The organism is Streptomyces phaeochromogenes, from assembly GCF_001418655.1.
In the GTDB taxonomy this organism is placed as follows: domain Bacteria; phylum Actinomycetota; class Actinomycetes; order Streptomycetales; family Streptomycetaceae; genus Streptomyces; species Streptomyces phaeochromogenes.
Genome location: NZ_LIQZ01000161.1, coordinates 84,411 through 105,699, shown reverse-complemented (window position 1 = coordinate 105,699; position 21,289 = coordinate 84,411). Strand labels below are relative to the sequence as shown.

At 69.9% G+C, this 21,289-nt stretch carries 17 protein-coding genes and 2 pseudogenes; 8 read left to right on the top strand and 11 right to left on the bottom strand.

The window, feature by feature from the left end:
- Nucleotides 1-106 precede the first annotated feature (106 nt).
- Nucleotides 107-1,102, top strand: coding sequence for an Acg family FMN-binding oxidoreductase (locus AOK17_RS22300; RefSeq protein ID WP_055614315.1), 996 nt, complete (start codon nt 107-109; stop codon nt 1,100-1,102).
- Here the strand turns inward: AOK17_RS22300 and AOK17_RS22295 are convergent.
- From AOK17_RS22295 to AOK17_RS22280, 4 genes are all read right to left on the bottom strand, one after another.
- Nucleotides 1,088-2,836, bottom strand: coding sequence for a sensor histidine kinase (locus AOK17_RS22295; RefSeq protein WP_281198619.1), 1,749 nt, complete (start codon nt 2,834-2,836; stop codon nt 1,088-1,090). The genes AOK17_RS22300 and AOK17_RS22295 overlap by 15 nt on opposite strands.
- A gap of 171 nt (nt 2,837-3,007) precedes the next feature.
- Complete coding sequence (locus tag AOK17_RS22290) at nt 3,008-4,501, bottom strand: purple acid phosphatase family protein (protein WP_055614282.1); 1,494 nt, start codon at nt 4,499-4,501, stop codon at nt 3,008-3,010.
- A gap of 101 nt (nt 4,502-4,602) precedes the next feature.
- Entirely contained in the window at nt 4,603-5,277 is a 675-nt protein-coding gene (locus AOK17_RS22285) for a response regulator (RefSeq protein WP_055614313.1), read from the bottom strand.
- Nucleotides 5,278-5,305: 28 nt separating this feature from the next.
- Nucleotides 5,306-6,448, bottom strand: a complete 1,143-nt coding sequence (locus AOK17_RS22280) for a sensor histidine kinase (RefSeq protein WP_055614312.1) — start codon at nt 6,446-6,448, stop codon at nt 5,306-5,308.
- 251 nt (nt 6,449-6,699) lie between these two features.
- Between AOK17_RS22280 and AOK17_RS22275 the strand changes: the two genes are divergently transcribed.
- A complete protein-coding gene (locus tag AOK17_RS22275) occupies nt 6,700-7,332 on the top strand; it encodes a hypothetical protein (RefSeq protein ID WP_055614281.1) in 633 nt (210 codons plus the stop codon).
- 255 nt (nt 7,333-7,587) lie between these two features.
- Here the strand turns inward: AOK17_RS22275 and AOK17_RS22270 are convergent, their stop codons facing one another.
- Nucleotides 7,588-8,505 carry a hypothetical protein gene (locus AOK17_RS22270; RefSeq protein ID WP_245697284.1) on the bottom strand — a complete coding sequence of 306 codons (918 nt, stop codon included), beginning with the start codon at nt 8,503-8,505 and terminating at the stop codon, nt 7,588-7,590.
- Nucleotides 8,506-9,099: 594 nt separating this feature from the next.
- Between AOK17_RS22270 and AOK17_RS22265 the strand changes: the two genes are divergently transcribed.
- Nucleotides 9,100-9,627, top strand: coding sequence for a COG1361 family protein (locus AOK17_RS22265; protein ID WP_055614280.1), 528 nt, complete (start codon nt 9,100-9,102; stop codon nt 9,625-9,627).
- A 135-nt stretch (nt 9,628-9,762) separates the two neighbouring features.
- On the opposite strand, the gene AOK17_RS22260 is transcribed toward AOK17_RS22265, so the two are convergent.
- Nucleotides 9,763-10,239, bottom strand: coding sequence for a DUF6069 family protein (locus AOK17_RS22260; protein WP_055614279.1), 477 nt, complete (start codon nt 10,237-10,239; stop codon nt 9,763-9,765).
- Between the two features lie 186 nt (nt 10,240-10,425).
- On the opposite strand from AOK17_RS22260, the gene AOK17_RS22255 reads away from it, so the two are divergent.
- Nucleotides 10,426-11,277 carry a class I SAM-dependent methyltransferase gene (locus AOK17_RS22255; RefSeq protein ID WP_079053204.1) on the top strand — a complete coding sequence of 284 codons (852 nt, stop codon included), beginning with the start codon at nt 10,426-10,428 and terminating at the stop codon, nt 11,275-11,277.
- Nucleotides 11,278-11,565: 288 nt separating this feature from the next.
- Here AOK17_RS22255 and AOK17_RS22250 read toward each other — a convergent pair.
- Nucleotides 11,566-12,796: pseudogene (locus AOK17_RS22250) on the bottom strand (GNAT family N-acetyltransferase).
- Between the two features lie 189 nt (nt 12,797-12,985).
- A pseudogene (locus AOK17_RS22245) lies at nt 12,986-14,107 on the bottom strand (IS630 family transposase).
- A 210-nt stretch (nt 14,108-14,317) separates the two neighbouring features.
- Here AOK17_RS22245 and AOK17_RS22240 point away from each other — a divergent pair.
- Entirely contained in the window at nt 14,318-14,863 is a 546-nt protein-coding gene (locus tag AOK17_RS22240) for a hypothetical protein (protein WP_157881374.1), read from the top strand.
- Nucleotides 14,864-14,891: 28 nt separating this feature from the next.
- Here the strand turns inward: AOK17_RS22240 and AOK17_RS22235 are convergent, their stop codons facing one another.
- The 3 genes from AOK17_RS22235 to AOK17_RS22225 are packed head-to-tail and all read right to left on the bottom strand — an operon-like array spanning nt 14,892 to nt 18,304.
- Nucleotides 14,892-15,608 carry an ABC transporter ATP-binding protein gene (locus AOK17_RS22235; protein ID WP_245697282.1) on the bottom strand — a complete coding sequence of 239 codons (717 nt, stop codon included), beginning with the start codon at nt 15,606-15,608 and terminating at the stop codon, nt 14,892-14,894.
- Nucleotides 15,605-16,993, bottom strand: coding sequence for an ABC transporter permease (locus tag AOK17_RS22230; protein WP_055614277.1), 1,389 nt, complete (start codon nt 16,991-16,993; stop codon nt 15,605-15,607). The genes AOK17_RS22235 and AOK17_RS22230 overlap by 4 nt, the downstream gene beginning before the upstream one ends.
- A gap of 36 nt (nt 16,994-17,029) precedes the next feature.
- The gene (locus tag AOK17_RS22225) at nt 17,030-18,304 is read right to left on the bottom strand and encodes an ABC transporter permease (protein ID WP_055614276.1); all 1,275 of its coding nucleotides are present in this window, start codon (nt 18,302-18,304) and stop codon (nt 17,030-17,032) included.
- Between the two features lie 145 nt (nt 18,305-18,449).
- On the opposite strand from AOK17_RS22225, the gene AOK17_RS22220 reads away from it, so the two are divergent.
- The 3 genes from AOK17_RS22220 to AOK17_RS22210 all read left to right on the top strand — a co-directional run bounded on the left by AOK17_RS22220 (nt 18,450) and on the right by AOK17_RS22210 (nt 21,126).
- Complete coding sequence (locus AOK17_RS22220) at nt 18,450-19,112, top strand: response regulator transcription factor (RefSeq protein WP_055614275.1); 663 nt, start codon at nt 18,450-18,452, stop codon at nt 19,110-19,112.
- On the top strand, nt 19,103-20,305 hold the full coding sequence (locus tag AOK17_RS22215) for a sensor histidine kinase (protein WP_055614274.1): 1,203 nt from the start codon (nt 19,103-19,105) through the stop codon (nt 20,303-20,305). The genes AOK17_RS22220 and AOK17_RS22215 overlap by 10 nt, the downstream gene beginning before the upstream one ends.
- Nucleotides 20,306-20,751: 446 nt before the next feature.
- A complete protein-coding gene (locus tag AOK17_RS22210; protein ID WP_055614273.1) occupies nt 20,752-21,126 on the top strand; it encodes a hypothetical protein in 375 nt (124 codons plus the stop codon).
- The last annotated feature ends 163 nt before the right edge of the window (nt 21,127-21,289 follow it).

The following is a 21,289-nucleotide window of genomic DNA, read 5'->3' as shown; positions in this document are numbered from 1 at the left end:
CAGGGCCGTACGGCCCCTGCTGCCGCTACACCCGGTGACCGCACGCTGGGAGCGGTCACCGATGAGCCCGGCCCGCCACTCGGCCCGGGGCGGGGAGGAGTTCGCGATGAGGTCCATGACACTCGACGCCCCGACCCTGGAGAAACTCATATCCGCGGCCGTGGCCGCCCCCTCGATCCACAACACCCAGCCCTGGCGCTTCCGCCTCGACCCGGACACCGTCACCCTGGAGATCCGCGCCGCCCCGGACCATGGCCTGCGCCACATCGACCCGACCGGGCGTGCCCTGCACCTCTCCGTCGGGTGCGCGCTCCTCAACCTGCGGGTGGCGGTGGCGCACTTCGGCTGGGAACCGGTGTCCCGCCTGCTGCCCCGGCCCGACGAGCCGGACCTGCTCGCCACCGTACGCTTCGGCGGCACCGCCAGAACCGCCTCTTCGCCGCACCTGTACGACGCGGTGTGGCGCCGGCACAGCAGCCGCTTCCCCTTCTCGGAGCGGCCGTTGCCCACTGCCGTCCACACCGAACTCGCCGAGGCCGCTCACAGTGAAGGCGTACAGCTGAGCCGTCCCGCGCCGCGCGAGACCGACCGCCTGCTGCGGCTGACCGCGGAAGCGGAGCGCCGCAACACGTCCGACGCCGACCGGGCCGCGGAGAGTCGCCTATGGGTGCGCGATCCGAACCACACGGACCTGGGAGTACCGCCGGAGGCGCTGGGCCCGAAGGATTCCCGGGAACAGGTCCCGATGCGGGACTTCGGCGCACACCGACACCCGGCCGTGCCTGCCTCCCGCCCCTTCGAGAAGCGGCCGTCGATCGCCGTGCTGTCCACCGCGCACGACCGCCGGACCGACTGGCTGCGCGCCGGTCAGGCGCTGGAACGCGTACTACTGACGGCCACCGCTCGTGGCCTGCGGGCGTCGCTGCTGCACCAAGCCCTGGAGTGGCCCGATCTGCGCGAACAGCTGATGCCATGGCCGAGCGACCGGCGCGGTCACGCACAGATGGTGATCCGCCTGGGGTACGGCCCTCAGGGGCCTTCCTCGCCTCGTCGAGCAGTGTCCCGGACGCTGACCGAAGGGGCACGGTCAGTCCCGCGCTGAGCCTGTCGGTACGCGCCACACCAGGCGCGTACCACCGCCCTGCGGCCGTTCGCCGAGTGTGAGCGTTCCGCCGAGCGCGCGGGCCCGGTCCTCCAGGTTCTTCAGTCCGCTGCGCGCCACACCGTCGGGCACTCCGCACCCGTCGTCCGTCACCGTCAGCGCCAACTCGCCCCTGGCGCACTGCAGATGGACGTCCACGGAGTGCGCCCCCGCGTGCCGGACCGCGTTGCTGAGCGCCTCGCCGAGGACCGCGAGCGCATGGTCGGCGACATCGCCGGGGACGTCCGTGTCGACGAGGCCCTCGATCCGCAGCGCGGGAGCGAAGCCGAGGGAGGTGGCGCAGGCCTGCACTGCCTCGGACGCCCGGCCGCGCAGGCCGCTGTCCTCCTTCGTCCCACCGCCATGGGCGCGCAGCCCGAAGATCGTCGACCGGATGATCTTGATGGTGTCGTCGAGATCGTCGACGGTCCGCGAAAGCCGCTCCACGGCCTCGGGATGGTCCACGAAGCGCTGTGCGCTCTGCAGGGTCATGCCTGCCGCGAAGAGGCGCTGGATCGCCAGGTCGTGCAGGTCGCGCGCGATCCGGTCCCGGTCCTGCAGCAGCACAAGCTGCTCCGCGTCCCGGCGGCGCTCGGCGAGCTCCAGCGCCAGCGCCGCCTGACCCGCGAAGCCGAGCAGGGGCCCACTGTCGGCGTCGGAAAACGGCGTTCGGCCCGCCAGACGCCCCAGCAGGAGCACTCCGCGGGCCTTCCCGCCGGCGCCGAGCGGCACCGCGACCACCGGGCCGAGCCCGGCCCAGTGCGACTCCAACTCACCGGTACGGTCGTCGAGCTCTATGTCGACGCTGACCACCGGCTCCGCCGTGGTGAGCGCGGCCGCGACAAATCCGTCCTGCGCGGAGAGGACCAGCCCGTTGCGCCGCTCCGCGTCCGCCCCGACCGCGAGCACCGGCCGCAGTTGCTGCGCCCCGATCATGTACTCTGCGATCATCCCCACGTCCGCCGAGGCGATCTCCCTGGCCTGTTCGACGATCAGCTCCAGCACCTCGGCACCGGACGTTCCCGACAGCAGCGCGCTCGTGACCTCCCAACTGGCCCGCATCCAGCGCTCGCTCAGCCGCGTCTCCTCGTACAACCGGGCGTTCTCGATGGCCACTCCGGCCGCCACGGCGAGAGTGGAGAGCACCGACTCGTCCTCGGCGTCGAACTCCGCCGCGCCCCGTTTCTCGGTGAGGTAGATGTTCCCGAACACCTTCTCGCGCACGCGGATGGGCACACCCAGGAACGAATGCATCGGCGGATGGTGGTCGGGGAACCCGTGCGAGGCCGGGTGCTCAGAAAGCTCCGGCAGCCGCAGCGGTTCCGGGTGCCGGATCAGCTCGCCGAGGATGCCGTGGCCGCTGGGCAGTTCACCGATCTCCGCGCGCAGTTCCTCGCCGATGCCCACCGTCAGGAACTCCGACAGCCGGCTGTCGTCCCCGATCACACCCAGCGCCCCGTACTCGGCGTCCACCAGCACCACGGCGGCCTCGACGATGCGCCGCAGCACGTGCGGCAGATCGAGCTCCCGCCCGACCGACAGCACCGCTTCCAGCAGACTGTGCACCCGGTCCTGCGTCCCCCGGGCCGCGTCGATGCGCGCCTGGAGCTCGTCGAGCAGCTCGTCCAGCCGCAGCTTGGGCAGCTGCTGACCGGAACCCCCTTGCCCTTCCCCGCTCATCGCTTCCTCCGACATACGCAGCCAGGGTGCCGTTCATCCGGTAGGCCTCATGCTCACCGTACTGGCTGAAGGACCAGGCAGAGGCTCCTACCTCCGTCGGATGTGGCGCAGCACCGAACCACCATGCTCCGGCCCGTCGACCAGGCAGCACCAGGGCCGTCACCTGAGCAGCACCAGGGCCGTCGTCTAGGCAGCACCACGGACCACAGTCGGCGAGGCCGACGGGGTGATACCCGAGAGATCGCGGGTGGCGACGCTGTTGCGGTCGCACACCGAGCGGCCCAGGGCGTGCTGGGGCCACAGGCCCGCCGCCACGCGTCGGCTCCGCTCGCTCCATTCCCGGGCCGGTCCGCTGCTCGTCTTGTAGTAGTTGAGGGCGTAGCCGCCCGTGTGGATCCGAAGCAGGCAGAAGCCGCCCGGGTACTCCTTCACGGCGCTGACCTCCTGCAGCGTGACGTGCCGCGCCTGTGGGAGGACGGTGCGCTTGTTGCGGTGGGTGTGACCGGCGTGGTGGAGGAAGACACCGGGGGCAACGGAGTAGGCGTCGAGGATCGCGCGGGCCTGGCGGCGGTTGAGGCGCTGCCCGCTCATCACGGGGAACAGTGAATTGCGTACGGTCAGTGGGTGGTGTCCGAAGACCATGGTCGGCTGGTCCCTGTTCTCCCTCAACCTGGCCCGGAACCAAGCCAGTTGGTCGGGCGAGAGTCCGCCGGAGTCGCTGCCGTTGCCCCTTTTCTCGTAGGTGTCCAGTCCGACGATCCGCAGCCCGCCGAGATCGCGTGCGAAGTACGCGGGCCCGTCGCCACCGGGGAATTCGTCCAGAAAGCTGTCGCCGAACGGGTCGTGGCCACTCTTCGGTCTGGGCCGGTCGTGGTTCCCGCGGACGACGAAGTAGTCCTGCCCGTGCGTGCCGAAGCCGTCGAGGATCTGCCTGGCCCCGGCCAGATCGCGCGGCGCGCCGCCGGCCGAGATGTCGCCCGCGGCCAGCAGATGGTCGGCTCCGCGCCGACGGGCCTCGTCGACCAGGGCCCGGCCCATGATTTCCGGATACGGGGCGAGGCCGAGCCGCTGCGAGACGCCCCGCATCAACGGGACTCCGGCCACCAGACCGGCTGTGGTCTCTCCCAGATGCAGGTCGTTGCAGAGGGCGATCGTCCGCAGGTGGCGGCCGGGCGGAGGCTGGGGCGTGGTGAAGGAGTACGGGCCGCCGCGCGAGCCGAGCCCGTGCAGCGAGGTTCCGACGGCGTTGCCCTTCACGAGGTGCAGTGGTGTGGGTGTGGCCGCCGAACCCCGGGAGCGGGCCTGGTAGTAGTACGTCTGGCCGGGTTCCAGGTCGGTCAGTTCCACGTAGTGGTGGGCGGTGCGGCGGCCTTCGGAGGCGGTGCGGTTCAGCCGGGCGGGGTGGGTGCCGTAGACGACTTCGCCCTCGGTGACCGCGGGGAGCAGGTGGCCGAATCCGTCGTCGCTGCCGGTCACGCCGGTGTACCAGGTGATGACGGCCAGGTCCTCGGTGAGCGTGACCAGTTCCAGGTTGACGGCGGACACGGCGTCCGGGTCGCGGGGGTGGCGTATCTGTGTCGTGCCGCGGCGGGCGGCGGCGTGGAGGGCTCGGAAGAGGGCGGGGGCGAGGAGTGCGGCGGATCGCAGGCCACCGTGGGGAGCGGAGAGGCAGCAATACATGTCTGATTCGTGCCCGCTGGTGGTGAACCGCAACAGTGCGGCGGGCGGCGGCCACTTGAAACACCGGCGTGCGCGGTGCTCAACGACGGCGAGGTCGGGTCTCACAGCAGGCCGAGGTCCCGGGCGCGCAGGGCCGCCTGGGTGCGGTCGCGCAGGGCGAGCCGGGTGAGGATCCGGGACACGTGGTTCTTGACCGTGCCCTCGCTGAGGTACAGCCGCGCGGCGATCTCCCGGTTGGTGTGGCCCTGTGCCACGAGCCGCAGGATGTCCGTCTCGCGCGGGCTCAGGACGGCGGCAACAGTCGCGGGAGGTTTGGCAGTTGGGGCGGGCGTGGGGTTCGGCAGGGAGGCCGTGAGGTGGCGGGCGACGGACGAGTCGAGCTGGGTGACGCCCGCGTGCGCCAGGCGGACCGCGTGGGCGAGTTCCTCGGCCGGCAGGTCCTTCAGCAGGTAGCCGTGGGCGCCGGCCCGCAGCGCCTGCACGACGTACTCCTCGTCCTCGAACGTCGTCAGCATGACCACCCTGCACTCCGGGGCCCGGCCGCGCAGGACGGCGACCGCTTCGATCCCGTCCATCTCCGGCATCCGGACGTCCATGAGCACCACGTCCGGGCCCAGTTCGAGGGTCTTCGCCACGGCGTCCCGCCCGTCCACGGCGGTACCGACGACGGCGATGCCCGGCCGGATGGCGAGCAGCGAGGCGATGCCGTCGCGGATGAGCCGCTGGTCGTCGACCACCAGCACCCGGACCGGCGGCGCCGGCTCCTGGTCGTCCATGGTCATCTCCGCCCGCGTTCGTCCATGCTCATCCCCACGTGGTCTTCCCGCGCGGCACGGTCACCGTAAGCCGGGTCCCGGCATCCGGGCCGCTGTCGATGTCCACGCTCCCCGCCACCAGGTGCACCCGTTCCCTCATCCCGAGGAGCCCGAACCCGCCGACGGCCGCCTCCGGTACGAAGCCACGGCCGTCGTCGGACACCACCAGCCGCGCGGTGTCCTCGGCCAGCAGGACCGCCACCGTCACCCGCGTGGCCCGCGCATGACGGCGCGCGTTGGTCACCGCCTCCTGGGCGGCCCGGTACAGGGCGGTCAGTTCGGCCGCGCCGAGGCCGTCCTCGTCGCCCGTCACCTCCACGGTGACCACCGGCCGGGCCTCGCCGCCGTGGGCCAGGCCGGCGAGCGCGGCCGAGAGCGTGGGGTGCGCCGCCTCGCCACGCAGAGCGCGGACCGACTGCCGTACGTCGCCGAGCGCGAGCTTCACCGAGCGCCTCGCCTCGTTCAGCGCCCGCTGGGCCGCGTCGGGGTCCAGGGCCCTGAAGTCGGAGGCCATCTCCAACTGGACCGACATCGCGGTGAGATGGTGACCGAGGCTGTCGTGGATGTCCCGGGCCAGCCGATTGCGTTCGGTGGCGGCCGACAGCTCGGCGACCCGCTCGGCGTACTCCTCCAGTTCACGCCGGGCGCGCTGTTCGCCGACGGCCACGGCGGCCATCGAGAGCGCCAGCACCAGGCCGACGGTGAGCATCAGCAGGTCGGAGACGTGCTCCAGGTCGCGGTACCAGCTGGGAGCAGTCAGTACGTACAAGGTGAGCAGCCCGGCCAGGCAGAGCGCGCCCAGCGCGAGTGCGGTCGTACGGCCGAAGGCGAAGTAGGCGGTGAACGGCAGCAGCACGAACAGCACTTGGGCCAGGTCCGAGGCGTCAAGGACCACCGCCGCGCCGATCAGGGCGCAGCGCGCCAGCAGTAGCGGCACCCGGGCCGTGGGACGGCGGTGTCCCGCCGCTTCCAGGGCGAACAGCGCCCCGATCACGGCGACGAAGCCGACCGTCCGCCACACCGACGGGCCCGGACCGTCGCCCAGTCCGGCCGCCGCGTAGTACAGACCGCCCACGAGCACGGCGCCGTACAGCAGCGGCGGCACCCACCGCACAGGCCCGTACGCCGCCATGAACACCCCCTCACCCACCATCACCCACTGTCGTCAGGCTAGGCCGGACCCGGTGGCTCAGCGGCGTCGCCGCGGAAACTCCAGGTGGTTAGGGCCGAACGACACGTGCCGAACGGCTGGACGGCCCGCGGGAGATGGTGACTTCCGGCGGTCGATGTCCCCGTTCTGCACCTCCTGCCGCTGGTCGGCGGCTCCCTACGGTTGCGGCCTGTCCCACTGTCAGAACCGTCGGAGCAACCGGAGTTGGCCTCATGTCATCGCCCCTCACCTCACCCATCGCCTCACCCGTCACCTCATCGACGTTTCGCGTCGGCGCCCTGTGCGGGGTGCTGGCCGGTCTGCTGATCGCCCTGCCCGCGCTGGTCGAGGCGTTCACCGGGGAGACCACCGCGACCAGCGTCCCACTCGGCCTCTCCCCCGCGTTCGCCCTCCCGCTGCTCACCGCACTGCAACTGCGACAGCGCCCGGCCACCGGCCGCTTCGCAGAGGTGGCGCACATCGTGAACCTCATCGGGCTCGGCCTGTTCGGCGCCGCCGCGTTCGCCTCGAACCTGGTGTTGTTCTACTTCGACGACGACGTCATCGACGAGGTATTGACCGGCCCGACGATCCCCGCGCTCATCGGCTGTGCGGCCGTGTTCGCCGTGGGCTGTGCGCTGTTCGGCACGGCGATGATCCGCGCCCGGGTGTTCCCGGCGATTCCGGCCTGGGGCTACGCCGTCGTCCTGCCGCTGTTCGCGTTCCTCACCGGCCTGTCCGACAGCCTGCTCACGAGCGGGCTGCACATCCTGGTCGGCGCCATCCTGATCTGGCTCTCGGCGGCGCTGTGGCGCATGGCGCGTGACGCCCAGCACGCCGCGAGCCCGGCCCGGGTGTCGGTCTGAGATTGTCCTTCAACCTCTACGGCTGTCACGGTCGAGGATGCTCTCAGGGCGTTTGGTAGTCCTTCCGACGTCATGGTGGGTCGCGGGGTGGCGATTCCTGGAGCCAAGTGGCCTGCCTGGTACGGGAGTTGGGACCCGACCACGGCAGGTCGGCGCGGGACGCCGGTGGGGGACGTCGCTGTCGTATCCGCCGAGCTGCGGTGGCGGAGTGGACCTGAAACGAGCGGGCAACCCCCGTGTGCGGTTCGCGTGTGCCTAGGCGCTCTCAGACGTAAGAGTGGTGAGCGGAAGGGCTGTGGCGTCTTGCGCGGGTCGTGAGAGGTGCAGCGCGGTGTGGAAGTAGCCCTCGGTCTCCTTGCCCCGGGGATCCTCGTCGGCGGCAGTCACAGCGGTGATGGCATATCGCTGCTCCTGCACGCTGGTGAAGCGGCGTTGCGGATAGGTCGGAGCAGCCGCTTTCTCGGTGATGAGGCCGTACGGTGTCAGCCCGTCAGCGATGTGGCGGTAGGAGCCGGTACGCAGGACCAACGCCGCGATCCACACCGGTTCGTGAGCGGCGGCGAGGAGCGGTTGAAAGGTGCGCGGGGACAGGAAACTCGCTCCGCCCGTGACGGTGACCAGCAGGGTTGGCTGCGCGGCGCGCAGGAGAGCGGGGGTGGGTGGAGCCTCTTCGAGGTTCTCGGTGAAGCCTTGGTCCAGCAGGCCGACGGCAAGAGCGTAGGTGATGGCGTTCGCAGCGATGTCGAGCCCGATGACCGGGTGAGCGTCGGCACGTCGGTGAGCCGCGTAGTAGGCACGGTCCCACTCGATCAGCTCCGCCGTGGTGAGCGCCGCGGCCTGCGGGGATGTGTAGTGGGCATACAGGTCTTCCAGGGTGAGGCTGTGGTTGAGAAGGGCCGCGTTGATGCCGTACGAGCAGCAGATGTCCAGCACGGTGACCGGGGCGGCGGCGCGGGCGGTTCGCGCGCGGGCGGCGGCCACGCGCCGGAACAGCCCCTGCGCATGGCGAGGCGTCTGATAGTCCCAGTGGCCCAGGACGCGGAAGAAGTGTCTGGGGTCCGGCTGGTCGTACACCTCGTCGAACGAGGTCATCTCCGCCTGGCCACAGGCGGCCGGATCGCCGGGAGCGGCACTTCCCAGGTCCTCTTGGCCATAGCGCCGCGCGCGCGTCATCGCAGTGTCCCTTCCCTGCCTGGGGCCGCCCTGCATCTCGGCAAGGAGTACCGCTTGACCGAAAGGCGGGGAAGAGGGCATCGGCGAATCCAGCCATGGGCCCACGGTCATGTCTCTGGGCGGCGCATCGGGCGGTGTCGCGCAAGGGTGCGCGGGTTGGCCGGCCGGGCAGACTTCGTCCCGGCCGGCTCAGGTCAGGTCAGGTCAGGTCAGGTCAGGCGACGCAGCCCGAGCGGCGGGCCGAAGTCGGCGTCAGGGCCGGTCATGCGGCTGGCTACGTGGCCCAAATGCGCACGACTGACCGAAACTGTCATCGCACCGCACGCCGCGATGCTCGGTCAGTGGCGGCCGACGCCTCCTGTATCCGCCATTACCGCCACACCGCTCCACTCCGTTCCGAGGAGCCGTCCGGCATGACGCGCCGTACTCGTCAGGCCATCGATCCCGCGTTGCCTTGCACGAATGCAGGAAGTAGCCATTCGTGGAGGCAACTTCACGACGGCGTCACCGGACGCGCGCTTCCGGCCGAGCGTCGCGCCGGGTGTGTCCGTTGGGGAAGACGGTGCGTTCGCGGTTTGCCTAGCCTCCCGGGTCATGCGATCAACACAGATGAGACGCATCGGTCTCGCCGGTATCTTCGCCCTCGTCCTCGCCCTGTTCGGCCTCGCGCCCAGCGCGAGCGCGGCCGAAGCGGGCCCGACAGATCTCACCTTCACGACCGACAGCGCCACCACGACTCCGGGTGGCACGGTGAATCTGTCGATGACGCTCACCAACAACAACACCTACGACGTCTGGTTCATCCACCAGACCATCGAGCCGACCTGGCTGACCACCCAACGGCCCGACCTCAAGTACAGCTTCACCGGTTGCAGCCTGGCCACGGCAGCCGGCAGCGTGCCGTGCTCCGGTACCGGACCCGCCAACCTCGGTACCAACTACGGCGCCACCATCCCGCCCGGTCAGAGCCGGACTGTCACCCTGACCCTTCAGGTCGCCGCCGACTCCGGCTGCAACGGGAACATCGGCTTCTACTCGTACTTCTACGCCGAGTTCAGCGACAGCACGAGCACCAGCGGCGGTCCGGTCTACACGCCCGAGACCCGCGTCCTCTGCGCCTGACCGCGTAGCCGGCGCCACCTCGGAGTGAGCCCACCCGGGGCTGAGCCATGGCACACCGCCGGCACCGCACGACATCAATGGCGGCCGGCCCACATGGGCCGGCCGCCACAGTTGCCGCACGTCCTCCGCTGCGAGTCACGGGCGCCCGTGGGAGAGCCGGCGCGCCACCACGGGAATGATCACGGCGGCGGCCACCAGATGGGACAACGCCAGGACGACCTGGGTGGAGGTCGCGGTGTGCGGGGCCACCGCCGGGCCGGCCATGGACAGTGCGGTGAGCGCGACGGTGGTCACCACGAAGGTGCGGGCGGGCCGCTTCGCCCAGCGAGCCAGGGCCACCGCGAGGACGATGCCGACGACCGACCAGAACAGCACACCGCCGAAAAAGCCGCCCACCGGGATCTCCGCCGCTTCCGTGGCGCCGGGACTGGCCGCCTCCATCGGTACTCCGACGCCTCGGGCGATGAGCCCGAACGCCTCGGTCACGACGGCACCGACGAGCGTGGCGACTACGCCGACCAGCCACACGGGGCGCGTGTCGAGCAGCCGCGCGGACCGGGCGGAGGACTGGGACGAGGTGGTGGGACGGGTCTGGGGCGTGGTTGCGCTCATGGCAGTGACTCCTGCTTCGTTGTTGGGTGTTGATGCCTTTCGCAGGGGTAGACCGCGGGCCACTCGACAACTCATCGGTCCCTGGGCAACTTCTTCCGGGGCGTGTACGAGGGGAGTTCGCGAAGGGGCTTGCCGAGATCCACTGAGATGCTTCGGCAGGAACGGATTTCACGGTTGGATGGATCCATGACTGAGGCTGCCGAGCGGTTCGATCCCGCGGTCCTGGAGATGATGCAGGCCAACCAGGCGAACTGGGACGCACGGACTCCCGTACACCTGGCCAGCCGTTTCTACGACGTCGAGGAGCAGCCCGATCCGTTCCGCTGGTTCGCGCCCTTCGAGTGGGAGGACCTCGGCGAGTTGGCAGGGCGGGAGGTCGCGCATCTGCAGTGCCATCTGGGCACGGAGACCCTCGCGTTCGCCAGGCGTGGAGCGCGCACGGTCGGGCTCGACATCTCCGGGGCGTCGGTGGCGGCGGCCCGGGACCTAGCGGCGAAGGCGGACTGCGCCGTCGACTACGTACGCGCCAATGTGTACGACGCGGTCGACGCGCTCGGCGAACGACGCTTCGACGTGGTCTACACCGGCAAGGGAGCACTGTGCTACCTGCCGGATCTGGACCGCTGGGCGGAGGTGATCGCCCGTCTCCTCAAGCCGGGTGGACGGCTGTACCTCGTCGAGTTCCACCCCCTGCTCAACGCCCTCGGTCCCAAGCCCGCCCCCGACGAGGGCCCGGACCTTCTACTGCGCCACGACTATCTCCAGGGGCGCGGCGCCATCCACGGCAACTCCACCCACACGTACACCGACGGCCCGGCCGTCGACGGCGCGACGGAGAGTTTCGAGTGGAGGCACGGCCTGGACGAGGTGATCAACGCGCTGGCCGGAGCCGGCCTGCGCATCGTCCGGCTCCGTGAGAGCGAGGAACTCCCCTGGCCGCGCTTCCCGCAGATGATCCGCACCCCTTCGGGCTGGTGGCGGCTGCCGGACAGCGCACCACGCATCCCGCTCCTCTATGGGCTGCTCGCTTCCCTCTAGTGCTGTGCCCACATCGGTTCACCGGCATGGCGTGGCAGCGTGCCCAGTAGGCGATCCATTCCCGGGCCGTACGCCCGTGGACGAGGCAACGGTGGTGGGTCAGTTCCTCGCCGAGCCGCCGCAGGGGAGGCGAGGTTGTCCGGCCGTTCGTGACGGTGTGCCTGCTCCAGCCCGGCCGCCCTCGCCCCCGCTCCTGGCTGGACCCGCTCGCCACTTCGCCCGTCGGCAGCATCCGCCGCGACGGGTGACTATGGACTGACGAGACTTGTGGGGTCGGCGAGCGCGCGGTCAGAACCAGTGCAGGCAGTGCGGGGGACGGTCGGCGCGGAAGAGGGAGTCGGCGAGGGTGGCCGCGCCTGGGCGGTGGGCCTGTATGTGTCCGGCACGTACGAGCGTGCTCGGGGCGGTGCCGCCGAGGTAGACGGAGCCCAGGTCGCGCACGTCCATGGACAGGTCGGGCTTCCGGTCCGTGGGGACGCAGTCGGCCTTGCCGTCCCGGACGGTCAGCAGGTAGCGGCCGTGTTCGGCGAGGAACGGGTCGTCGATGTCGAGGACGAGTTCGCCGTCCGTGAACCAGCCGCGCGCGGTCAGAGCACGCGGGACGTCGAGCAGTCGCGCCCAGAGCCAGTCCATGTCGCCGCTCACCTCGCCGGCGCGGAAGTCCGCGAACTGCCAGCGCAGCGGGTGCCCGGGCGGGACGTGCTTGAACACGACCTGAGAGACCAGATCGTGTCCGAGTACGAACCAGGCCAGGGCCGTGAAGACGGCGTCGTCGGTGGCGATGGTCTCGTCGACCGTCAGGGTGCCGGACTCGACCGAGTAGCTGGCGTACCCGTCCGGGACGCCGTCGGCGTCCCGGTGGACGGCGACGTAGCGCGGCGCCGGCGAGATCGGGGGCTGCCCCGCGCGCAAGCCCCACCAGCGGTGCGGGCGGGACAGCGCGCCGGGCTGGGCGCGGCGGTAGCGGTCGTAGACCTCTTCCAGAATCTCGCCGCACTCGGCCCGACGCAGCACCTCGACCGAGCCGTTGTCCGAGCCGGTCGCTGGTGCGTCGGCCACTCCCCGCGCCCGGGGAACCGCGAGGGCGGCCTTGTGGCGCGGCACCGTCAGCTGCGCAGTGTAGGTCGCCGGTCCGTAGCCGAACCTGCCGTAGATCGGGGCCTCAGAGGCCAGCAGCACGGAAAGGAACTCCCCCGCCGGCCCGCAACTCGGCGAGCTGATGCCGCACCATCGCGCTGAGCACGCCCTGGCGCCGATGCGAGGGCAGAACGCCCACGGCGGTCACCCCGGAGACCGGGACAAGGGTCCCACCGGGCAGGGTGAGCTCGAAGGAGTGCGCGGCCGCGGTGCCAACAGGCCGCCCGTCCGCCGTCAGGGCGAGCAGACAGCGGTCCATTTCGAGCGCCGACCACCAGAGCCCGCCGCCCTCGACCGGGGGTTCCGGGAAGAGCCCGAACGCGGCATGAACCGTGTCGACGAAGACGTCGAGATCCTTGTCGGTCGTGGGACGGATCTCCATCGTTGCCGCTGCCTCCTCGGGATACCGGCACCACGACTCATGGTGTCTGGCCACAGTGCAGCTTCAACCCGTAGCCAGGGCAAGCGAATTACGGCCGGGCCCGCAGCCGGACACGGCACAGCCCGGTCCAGGCCCGGCCCAAGGGGTGAGTTGCGGTGGTAGGGCTCGGCGGCCGTCGTGAGCCAGGCGTCAGGCCGTGACGGGCAGTGGGCGTCCGCCCCAGCGGATGCCCTTCTCGCTGCGGACGCGGGCGCGTTCGCGTCGCTGGGCGGCCAGGACATCGGGGTACCGAGCGTTCTGGTTGCGCCACCGCAGACAGCGGTGCAACTCGCGGGTCTGGACGGGGTGGTTGGGACGGTTCGAGTTGGCGAGCGTGAACTGCCGCGGCGGCCCGAAGTGCGCCTCGATCGGGTTGGCCCAGGAGGCGTTGGTCGGTGTGAAGCACAGCTCGACCTTGTTCCTCTGCACCCACCGGCGGATCTTCGTGCCCTTGTGTGCGGAGAGGTTGTCCAGGATCACGTAGAACGGGGCGCCGTCCGGGCGGACGGCCCGGACGGACTTGAGCGCGGCCAGGCTGTTGGCCGCTCCCTTGCGACGGCGGTTGACGGCCCCACAAGGTGTCGTCGCCCATCGAGTAGCAGCCATGGAAGTAGGTGACGCCGTGGGTGCGGTGGTAGGTCGCCGGGACCCGGTCGGGGCGGCCCTGCCGGGCCCAGCAGGTTCCCCCGGTGGGACGGATGCCCAGCGGGCCGAACTCGTCAAAAGCGAATATGCGGTCGGGGAAGTTCTCCAGGAGGTACTCGATCCGGTCGAGCTTGGCGTCGCGCTCGGGATCGGTGGACTCCTTCCAGGTCTTGGTCCGCTGGAAGGTCACGCCGCGGCGGGCGAGCAGGCGCCGCAGGGCCTCGCGGCCGATCCGGATCACCCGGCCGTGTACTTTGCGCAGGTAGGCGACGAGTTTGCGTAACGACCAGCGGGTGAAGGTCAGGCCGAGCCTGGCCGGGCGGGTGGTGGCCGTCGCCACGACGAAATCTTCGTCGTCAGGGCTGAGCAGGCGGGACGGCCTCCCGCCCACTTGGGGTCCAGGCAGGCCAGCCCGATCTCGTTGAACCGGTGGATCACATCGCGCGCTGTGTCCTCGTCGGCCGGGACCAGCTGGGCGATCACCGGCACGCGGTTCCCGCCGGCCGAGGCCAGCAGCATCATCGCGCGCCGGTAGCGCACCGAATTGGTGCTGCCCCGCCGCACGATCTGCTGCAGACGCTGCCCCTCCTGGTCGGTCAGTCTGCGCACGCGGACAGGCTCAGCCACCGCGCCTCCAGCGATCGGATCGGATGTCACCGCACATCCAATCGCCACGACCACCAAACCGGCGAACCTATGCGGTCACAGCACTAGGTGAGCTCGGCTCTCCGGAGGCGGGCCAGTTCCCCGCTGAGGGGCACCGGGACCTCCCGGCCGACAGGCCATCGCGTCCACCTGGTCAATCCCGCCCATCCGGTCCACCTACACTTTCCGCCCATGATGCCTTTGGACGACCCGCGCTGGCCCGCCCTCGACCACCGGGGTTGGTCCAAGGGGCAGGGCAGCGCGCCCGACGCCCCCTTCGTTCCCGACGAGTTGCGCCATCTGATGGCCGACCCCATGAACGGCGGGCACTTCAACGACCTGTGGCCGTACCTGTGTTCCGAGGGCACCGCCTGGCCGGCCGCCTACGCGGCCGTGCCGTACATCGTCACGATCGCGCGCGGGCTTCCGCCGGCCAAGCGCGACGACTACCTGTACGTCGTCGGCCTCGTGGCGATGTGCTCCGGTGAACTCGGCGAGACTCCGGCGGACCTGCCCGACGACATCGCGGACGCCTACCGTCAGGCCCTACCCGAGGCCATGACCCTGCTGGCCGACACATTGGCCAGCGCGGAGCACGACCAGATCACCACTCGCTATCTGCTCGCCGCCGCGGCGGCCCTCAAGGGTCACCCCGAGTACGCCGAGATACTCAACGATCTCGATGTCTTCGCCGAATGCCAGTCCTGCGGTGAACCCATGCTGGAGCTGCCGGAGTAGCCGCGCACGGCGAGCGGGCCGCCCCGGGTCACTCCGTCAACTTGCCCTTGCGCAGGGTGAGTACGCGATCCGACTGGGCCGCAAGGCGCTGGGAGTGGGTGACGACCACCACGCACTTGTCCTGTTCGTGGGCGAGTTCGCGGAAGGTGTCGATGATGCCCTGGGCCGTGTCCTCGTCGAGGTTTCCGGTCGGTTCGTCGGCGAAGAGGATGTCGACGTCGCAGGCCAGGGCGCGGGTGATGGCGACGCGCTGCTGCTGGCCGCCGGAGAGCCGCATGACGTTGCGCGTCGCCATGTGCTTGTCCAGGCCGACCCGCTCCAGGAGTTCCAGCGCGCGCGCCCTGCGGCCACCACTGCCCGGCTTCACACCGGTGATCTCCATGGCGGTGGTGACGTTCTGAAGGGCGGTCATGTAGGTGAGCAGGTTGTAGTGCTGGAAGATCGTGGCGGCGTGCTTGTTCCGGTAGCGGCCGAGGCCGAGCTTCGTCAGGTCCTGACCGTTGAAGCTGATGGTGCCCCGGGTGGGTGCGTCGAGGCCGCTCGCGAGGCTGAGCAGGGTGGTTTTTCCGCTGCCCGAGGGTCCCAGGACCGTGTAGAAGGTGCCGCGCCGGAAGCTGTAGTCGATGTTCTTGAGGACGGTGGTCCGGCGTCGCTGGCCGATGTAGGTGTGGCTGACGCCGTCGAGCCGGAGGACGGGCGGGGGTTCGGTCGCGGTATCGGTGGCGGTGGTCATGGTGGCTGTCACTTGCCCTTCGTGAGGATGGTCCGCGGGCTGAGCCGCAGTACGGAGGCGGCCGGGACGGCGGTGGCGAGCAGTCCGAGGCCGAGGCCGACGGCGCCCACGGTGGCGAGGTCCGCGGGGTCCAGGCGTATGTCGATCCTGTCGATGGGGTCGGCGTTCTCCACCGGCTTGTCGTTCGGGTCGATGCCCTGGTCGATGCCGGTGCTGCCGGGGGCCGGGGGCTGCCACGATTCGAGCTTTTGCCGGGCCGCGGCGGCTTCTTCGCCGAGCAGCGACTGGCTCGCGCTCTGGGTCAGGCTCTGGGTGAACAGGGAGCTCAGTCCGATGGCGAGGGCCGCGACCGCGACGATCTCCAGCGCCTGCTGGGCGATGAGTTTCCACTTCTTCTCGCCCATGGCCAGCAGTACGCCGTACTCCTTGCGGCGCTGCTTGACCGCGAGGTTGACGAGGAGGACGAGGACGGCGGCGCCCGCGATACCGATCAGCCACATCGCGAGGGCGGCGGTGGATCCGATGCTGTCCAGCGGGCCCGTCATCTGCCGGATCGCCTTGTCGTTCGCGTCCAGTTGGAACCCGTCGAGCTCGGATCCCGCGATCCGCTCGGCCTCCTCCTTGAACTTCGGCAGGTCTTCGGCGTCCTGGAGGAGGAAGGTCGCTTTCGTGACCTTGAGGGACCTGTCCTGGGTGGCGTTGAGTCCGGCGAAGCCGCCGATGGAGGCGTACAGCATGTTGGCCGGGTCGACGAAGTACTCGGGCTCGGGTTCGGAGCTGGGGCGCGGGTCCCGGTAGATCCCGGCCACGGTGAACTCGGCTTTGGCAGTGCCTTCGTTCGCGCCCAGGGTGATCTTGTCGCCGGTCTTGAGGCCGTTCTTCCCGGCCAGCCTCTCCTCGATCAGCAGCAGGCGCTTGTCCTTGTCGGCGGCGGTGAGGTGTGCTCCGGACAGGAGTTGGAACTTGCCGCTGCGGAAGTCGGGCAGCAGGGCCGAGTCGAGGACACCGACGGTTGCCGTGCCATTGGGACCCATGCCGGAGGCCGCGGTGTCCGTTCCCCCGGTGACCAGTTCGGTGCCGCCCTTGACGACGCCGCGGTCGAACATGGAGTAGTTGTACTTCTGGACCAGCGTGGACGCGCCCAGCTTCTCCACCGTTCCGGCACTGATCTGAGGGGCCATCAGACCACCGGCGGCGTTCTGGCCGCTCAGGTCCATCACCAGGTTGACCTCGGCGCCCACGGAGCGCTTGGCCTCGTTCTTGGCCTGGGCGGTCGCGTCCGCGATCAGTACGCCGGCCAGCACCATCACGGAGATGACGAGGAAGGTGCAGAGGGTGATCAGGGTCCTGCCTCTGCGGGACCACAGGCTGAACCCTGCGCGTTTGACGAAGTTCATGTCGGTCGGATCTCCCGGTCTGTTTCGGTGCGGTGCTTATTCGCTGTCGGTGAGGATGGAGCGGGGGTGGAGGCGCAGAATTCCGATGCCGGGGACGACAGTTGAGACCAGGGAGATGCCCAGACCGATACCGGCGACCTTGCCCAGGTCGGACGGCTGGACGCGCATCTCGGGCGAGTCGGCCACTGCGTCCGGCGAACGGGGCCTCGGCGATGAAGCGGACTCCTGGTGGCCCAGCAGTGCGTCGCCCGCCTGCTGGGCGGCGATCTGACCGGCCAGGGCGGCGAGGGCCACCGCGGGCAGGGCGACCGCGGCGACTTCCACGGTGTGCTGGCCGATGAGCTTCCACTTCTTCTCGCCCAGCGACAGCAGCATGCCGAGTTCGTCGCGGCGCTCCCGGATCTGCAGCATCACGATGAGTCCGAGAATGAGCGCCCCGGCCAAGGCGATGAGCTGGACGATCAGCCTGGCGAAGGTTCCCACCCGCTGGATCGGACGGACCTGGTCCTTGTACGCCTTGTCGTTGACGCGGAAGTCGAAGGGCCCCGTGCCGAGGAGCCGCCGGGCCTCGGCATGCAGCTGCTCGGCCTGTTCCGGGGAGCCGATCCTGAAGACCGCCTCGGCCAAGTCCGCGGTGCCGGGGCTCAGTTGCTGAGCGGCGCGGACCGGTACGTACAGCGTGTTGCCAGGCAGCAGGTGCGGCGGCGTCCACCTCGTCGGGTCCGGCGTCGCGTCGCGGTAGATCCCGACGACCGTGAGCGGGACGGTGTTCTTGCCGTCGGCGGACAGGGCGCGGATGGTGTCGCCCACCTTGAGCCCGTTCGTCGAGGCCAGCCGTTTCTCGACCATGGCGACCCGGCGACCGGCGTCTTCAGGGGTGATCCCACGCCCGGCAGTGATCTTGTTCGAGCCGTACGAGAAAGGCAGCAGCAGGCCCGAGTCCCGCACACCGTTCAGCGCCAGGGGACGCGGTGTCTTCGCCCCGGAGCGGTCGCCGCCGGGCCTCGGAACGTCGGACTCCAGCGGCTCGATACCGCGGGCCCCGGCCTCGATCGGGAGCCGCGGGTTGTACCGGTGGACCTGCGGGGACGAGCCGAGCCGGTCCGCCAGCGCCGGGGTGAGGGCCTTGCCCTTCAGCGTCACGTCGACGCCGATCGTCCGCTGTGCGTCCGCCTCCTGACGGGCGGTGGCGCCTTGCAGCAGGAAGCCGCCCAGCAGCAGGGTGCAGATGACGACGAAGATCCCCAGCAGGACGGCGGTCCTGACTTTCCTGGCACGCAGGCTCAGCCCGGCGCGCTTGACGAAGTTCATGGTCACGACAGAAGCAGGGCGCCCTGTACAGCGGGATAAGCGCGTTACAGGGGCATAAGGGCCCTGCACCTGCGGTACCGGGGACGTGCCCCTGCGGCCACCGTCCTTACTCCGCTGCAATGCCGCGCCGGGTTTCATGGGGCTCATGAGAGTTCTGGTAGCAGAGGACCACCGTGTTCTCGCCCGTACGATCGCCACGGGTCTGCGTCGGCAGGCGATGGCCGTCGATCTCGCCGTCTCCGGTGACGAGGCCGAGCGGATGTGTCTGCTCACCGACTACGACGTGCTGGTCCTCGACCGCGACCTTCCGGTCATGACGGGCGACGAGGTGTGCCGACGGCTGCGCGAACTCACCGACCCGCCAAGGATCCTGATGCTCACCGCGGCCGGCGAGATCACGGACAAGGTCTACGGACTCACGACGCTCGGCGCCGACGACTATCTGGCCAAGCCCTTCGACTTCGCCGAGCTGGTCGCCCGCATACGGACGCTCGGCCGCCGCGTCCCCAAGTCGCCTCCGGCCGCGCTGCGACACGAGGGCATCACCCTGGACCGGGCGCGGCACGAGGTGTCCGTGGAGGGCCGGCCACTCGAACTGACACCCAAGGAGTTCGCGGTTCTGCGACTGCTGATGGAGGCCCAGGGGGTGGCGGTGCCGCACGACGAACTCGTACGCACCCTCTGGGACGAGAACCTCGACCCGCGCACCGGCGTGGTACGGGCCGTCGTCAGCCGGCTGCGGCGCAAGCTGGGCGACCCCGGTCTCATCACCGCCGACAAGGGTCAGGGATACCGGCTGTGCGACTGAACCCGCGGGCGCTGCTGCGGGGCATGCCCTTCCGTGCCCGGCTGACCGCGGCCTTCTCCGTGCTCTTCCTGCTCGCGGGCGCGGCGCTGCTGGCCTTCGTGGTGCTGCTCGCGCGCTATGGAACGGCCCAGCAGGTCAAGGGAATCGAGATCTGGAAGGGTGAAGTGCCGAGCGGTGGCGGGTTCGCCACGGTGGGCGCGCAACCCACGGATCCCCAGGGGACCGTTCCGCCGCTGGTCAGGCCTCGCGACGACTTCGCCATGATCCGGCAGATGGACCAGACCGTACAGGCCGTGCAGGACACCGCCCTGCGGCAGATGGTCCTCTGGTCGGCCGTCGGGCTGCTCGTGATGGCGGTGCTGGCCGGACTGCTCGGCCGGTGGCTGGCCGGGCGGGCGCTCGGGCCGGTCGCCGCGATGACGGATGCCACTCGTCGGATCAGTGAGCAGAACCTGCATCAGCGGCTGGCGCTCACCGGTCCCGACGACGAACTCCAGCGTCTGGCCGACACGTTCGACACCATGCTCGACCGGCTGGAGAAGTCGTTCGAGAGCCAGCGGCGCTTTGTGGCCAACGCCTCCCACGAGCTAAGGACTCCCCTCGCGGTCCAGCGCACCAGCCTGGAGGTCGGCCTCGCCGATCCCCTCCCCGAGGGTCTCGCCGACGTACGCGAGGACCTGCTCACCGCCAACCGTGAGGCCGAGCGGCTGATCAACGCGCTGCTGCTGCTCGCCCGCAGTGATCGCGGCCTGGACGAGACCGAGCCCGTGGACCTGTCGGCCGCGGCCCGGCTGGTCGCGGCCGAGCTTGCTCCGCAGGCCGAGGGCGAGCAGGTGGACGTAGCCGTGTCGGCAGACCAGCAGTTGACCGTCCCTGGTGATCCGGTGCTGGTGCGCCACCTGCTGACCAACCTCGTCCGCAACGCCATTCAGTACAACCATCCCGGCGGCCGGGTCCGGGTGTTGATCGACGGCCGCACACTGACGGTGACCAACACCGGGCCTCCGGTGCCCGCCGACCGGGTACCGGATCTTTTCGAGCCGTTCCGCCGCCCCGCCCAGGACCGCGTCGGCACCACGGGACACGGGCTGGGTCTCGCCATCGTCCGCTCCATCGCCGAGGCCCATGGAACCGAGGCAACGGCCGAGCCCGGCCAGACGGGCGGCCTTGCCGTAACGGTCCGTTTCCCATGATTCGTGATGCATCCGCCCTCTCAGCCCCGCCGCCCGTGATCCGTACATCTCCGATCTCGCCACCCGCGAGCAGTGCGCTCCCCGTGTCGCAGAACCGGAGCAGCCGCCCGGCGAGCGGCTCACCGTGAAGTCGCACGAGCTGCTCGTTCAATCACGTCAGATGACACCCGGAGTTCCCCGCGAGCGGTGGACGGGCGAGAACTGCTCGAAGGCACCGCTGGGCGCATATCGGATATACGAGGCTCTGGGTGCCGAACCTGGCGCTGGTGCCCGTTGTCGCGCGCCGAACATGAGCGGTCGCAGATATCGCATCATCCGACTTTTTGAGGCTCTCTCGGCCAGTACCGGAACAACAGGGCTGCGGGTCGCAGGCCCTACGTAGGGTCCGGGGCATCCGCGAGGAGGGCGACGCCCGAGTCTCGCAGTGACAAGAAGGAGACGTCGGTATGAGCAATGTGGAGATCTGCCTGAAGGAGATCATGGCTTCGATCGAGGGCGCGTTAGGAACTGCTCTGGTCGACTACACCAGCGGCATGGCGCTGGGCACTCTGGGGGGTAGCAAGGACCTCGACCTGACTGTTGCGGCGGCGGGCAACACGGACGTGATCCGAGCCAAGACCCGCACCATGGAACACCTCGGACTCAAGGGTGAGATCGAGGACATCCTGATCACTCTCGGCAGCCAATACCACATCCTCCGGCCACTCAAGGGCCGTGGCGGCAACGGCTTGTTCCTCTACCTCGTACTCGACAAGAAGAAATCCAACCTCGCAATGGCCCGCCACCAGCTCAAGAGCATCGAGACCCAACTGGACGTATAGAAAAGCGCGTGCTCCACAGCCACGCACGCCCACGACTTGAAGATTTCTTCAACTCGGCACATTGAGATCAGATCAATCCCATGGGCGTGCGGGGCCGGATGCGCCAGGATCGGTCAGCAAGACCCCCGCGGTGGCACGTACAGGGCCACCGCGCCCGGATGCA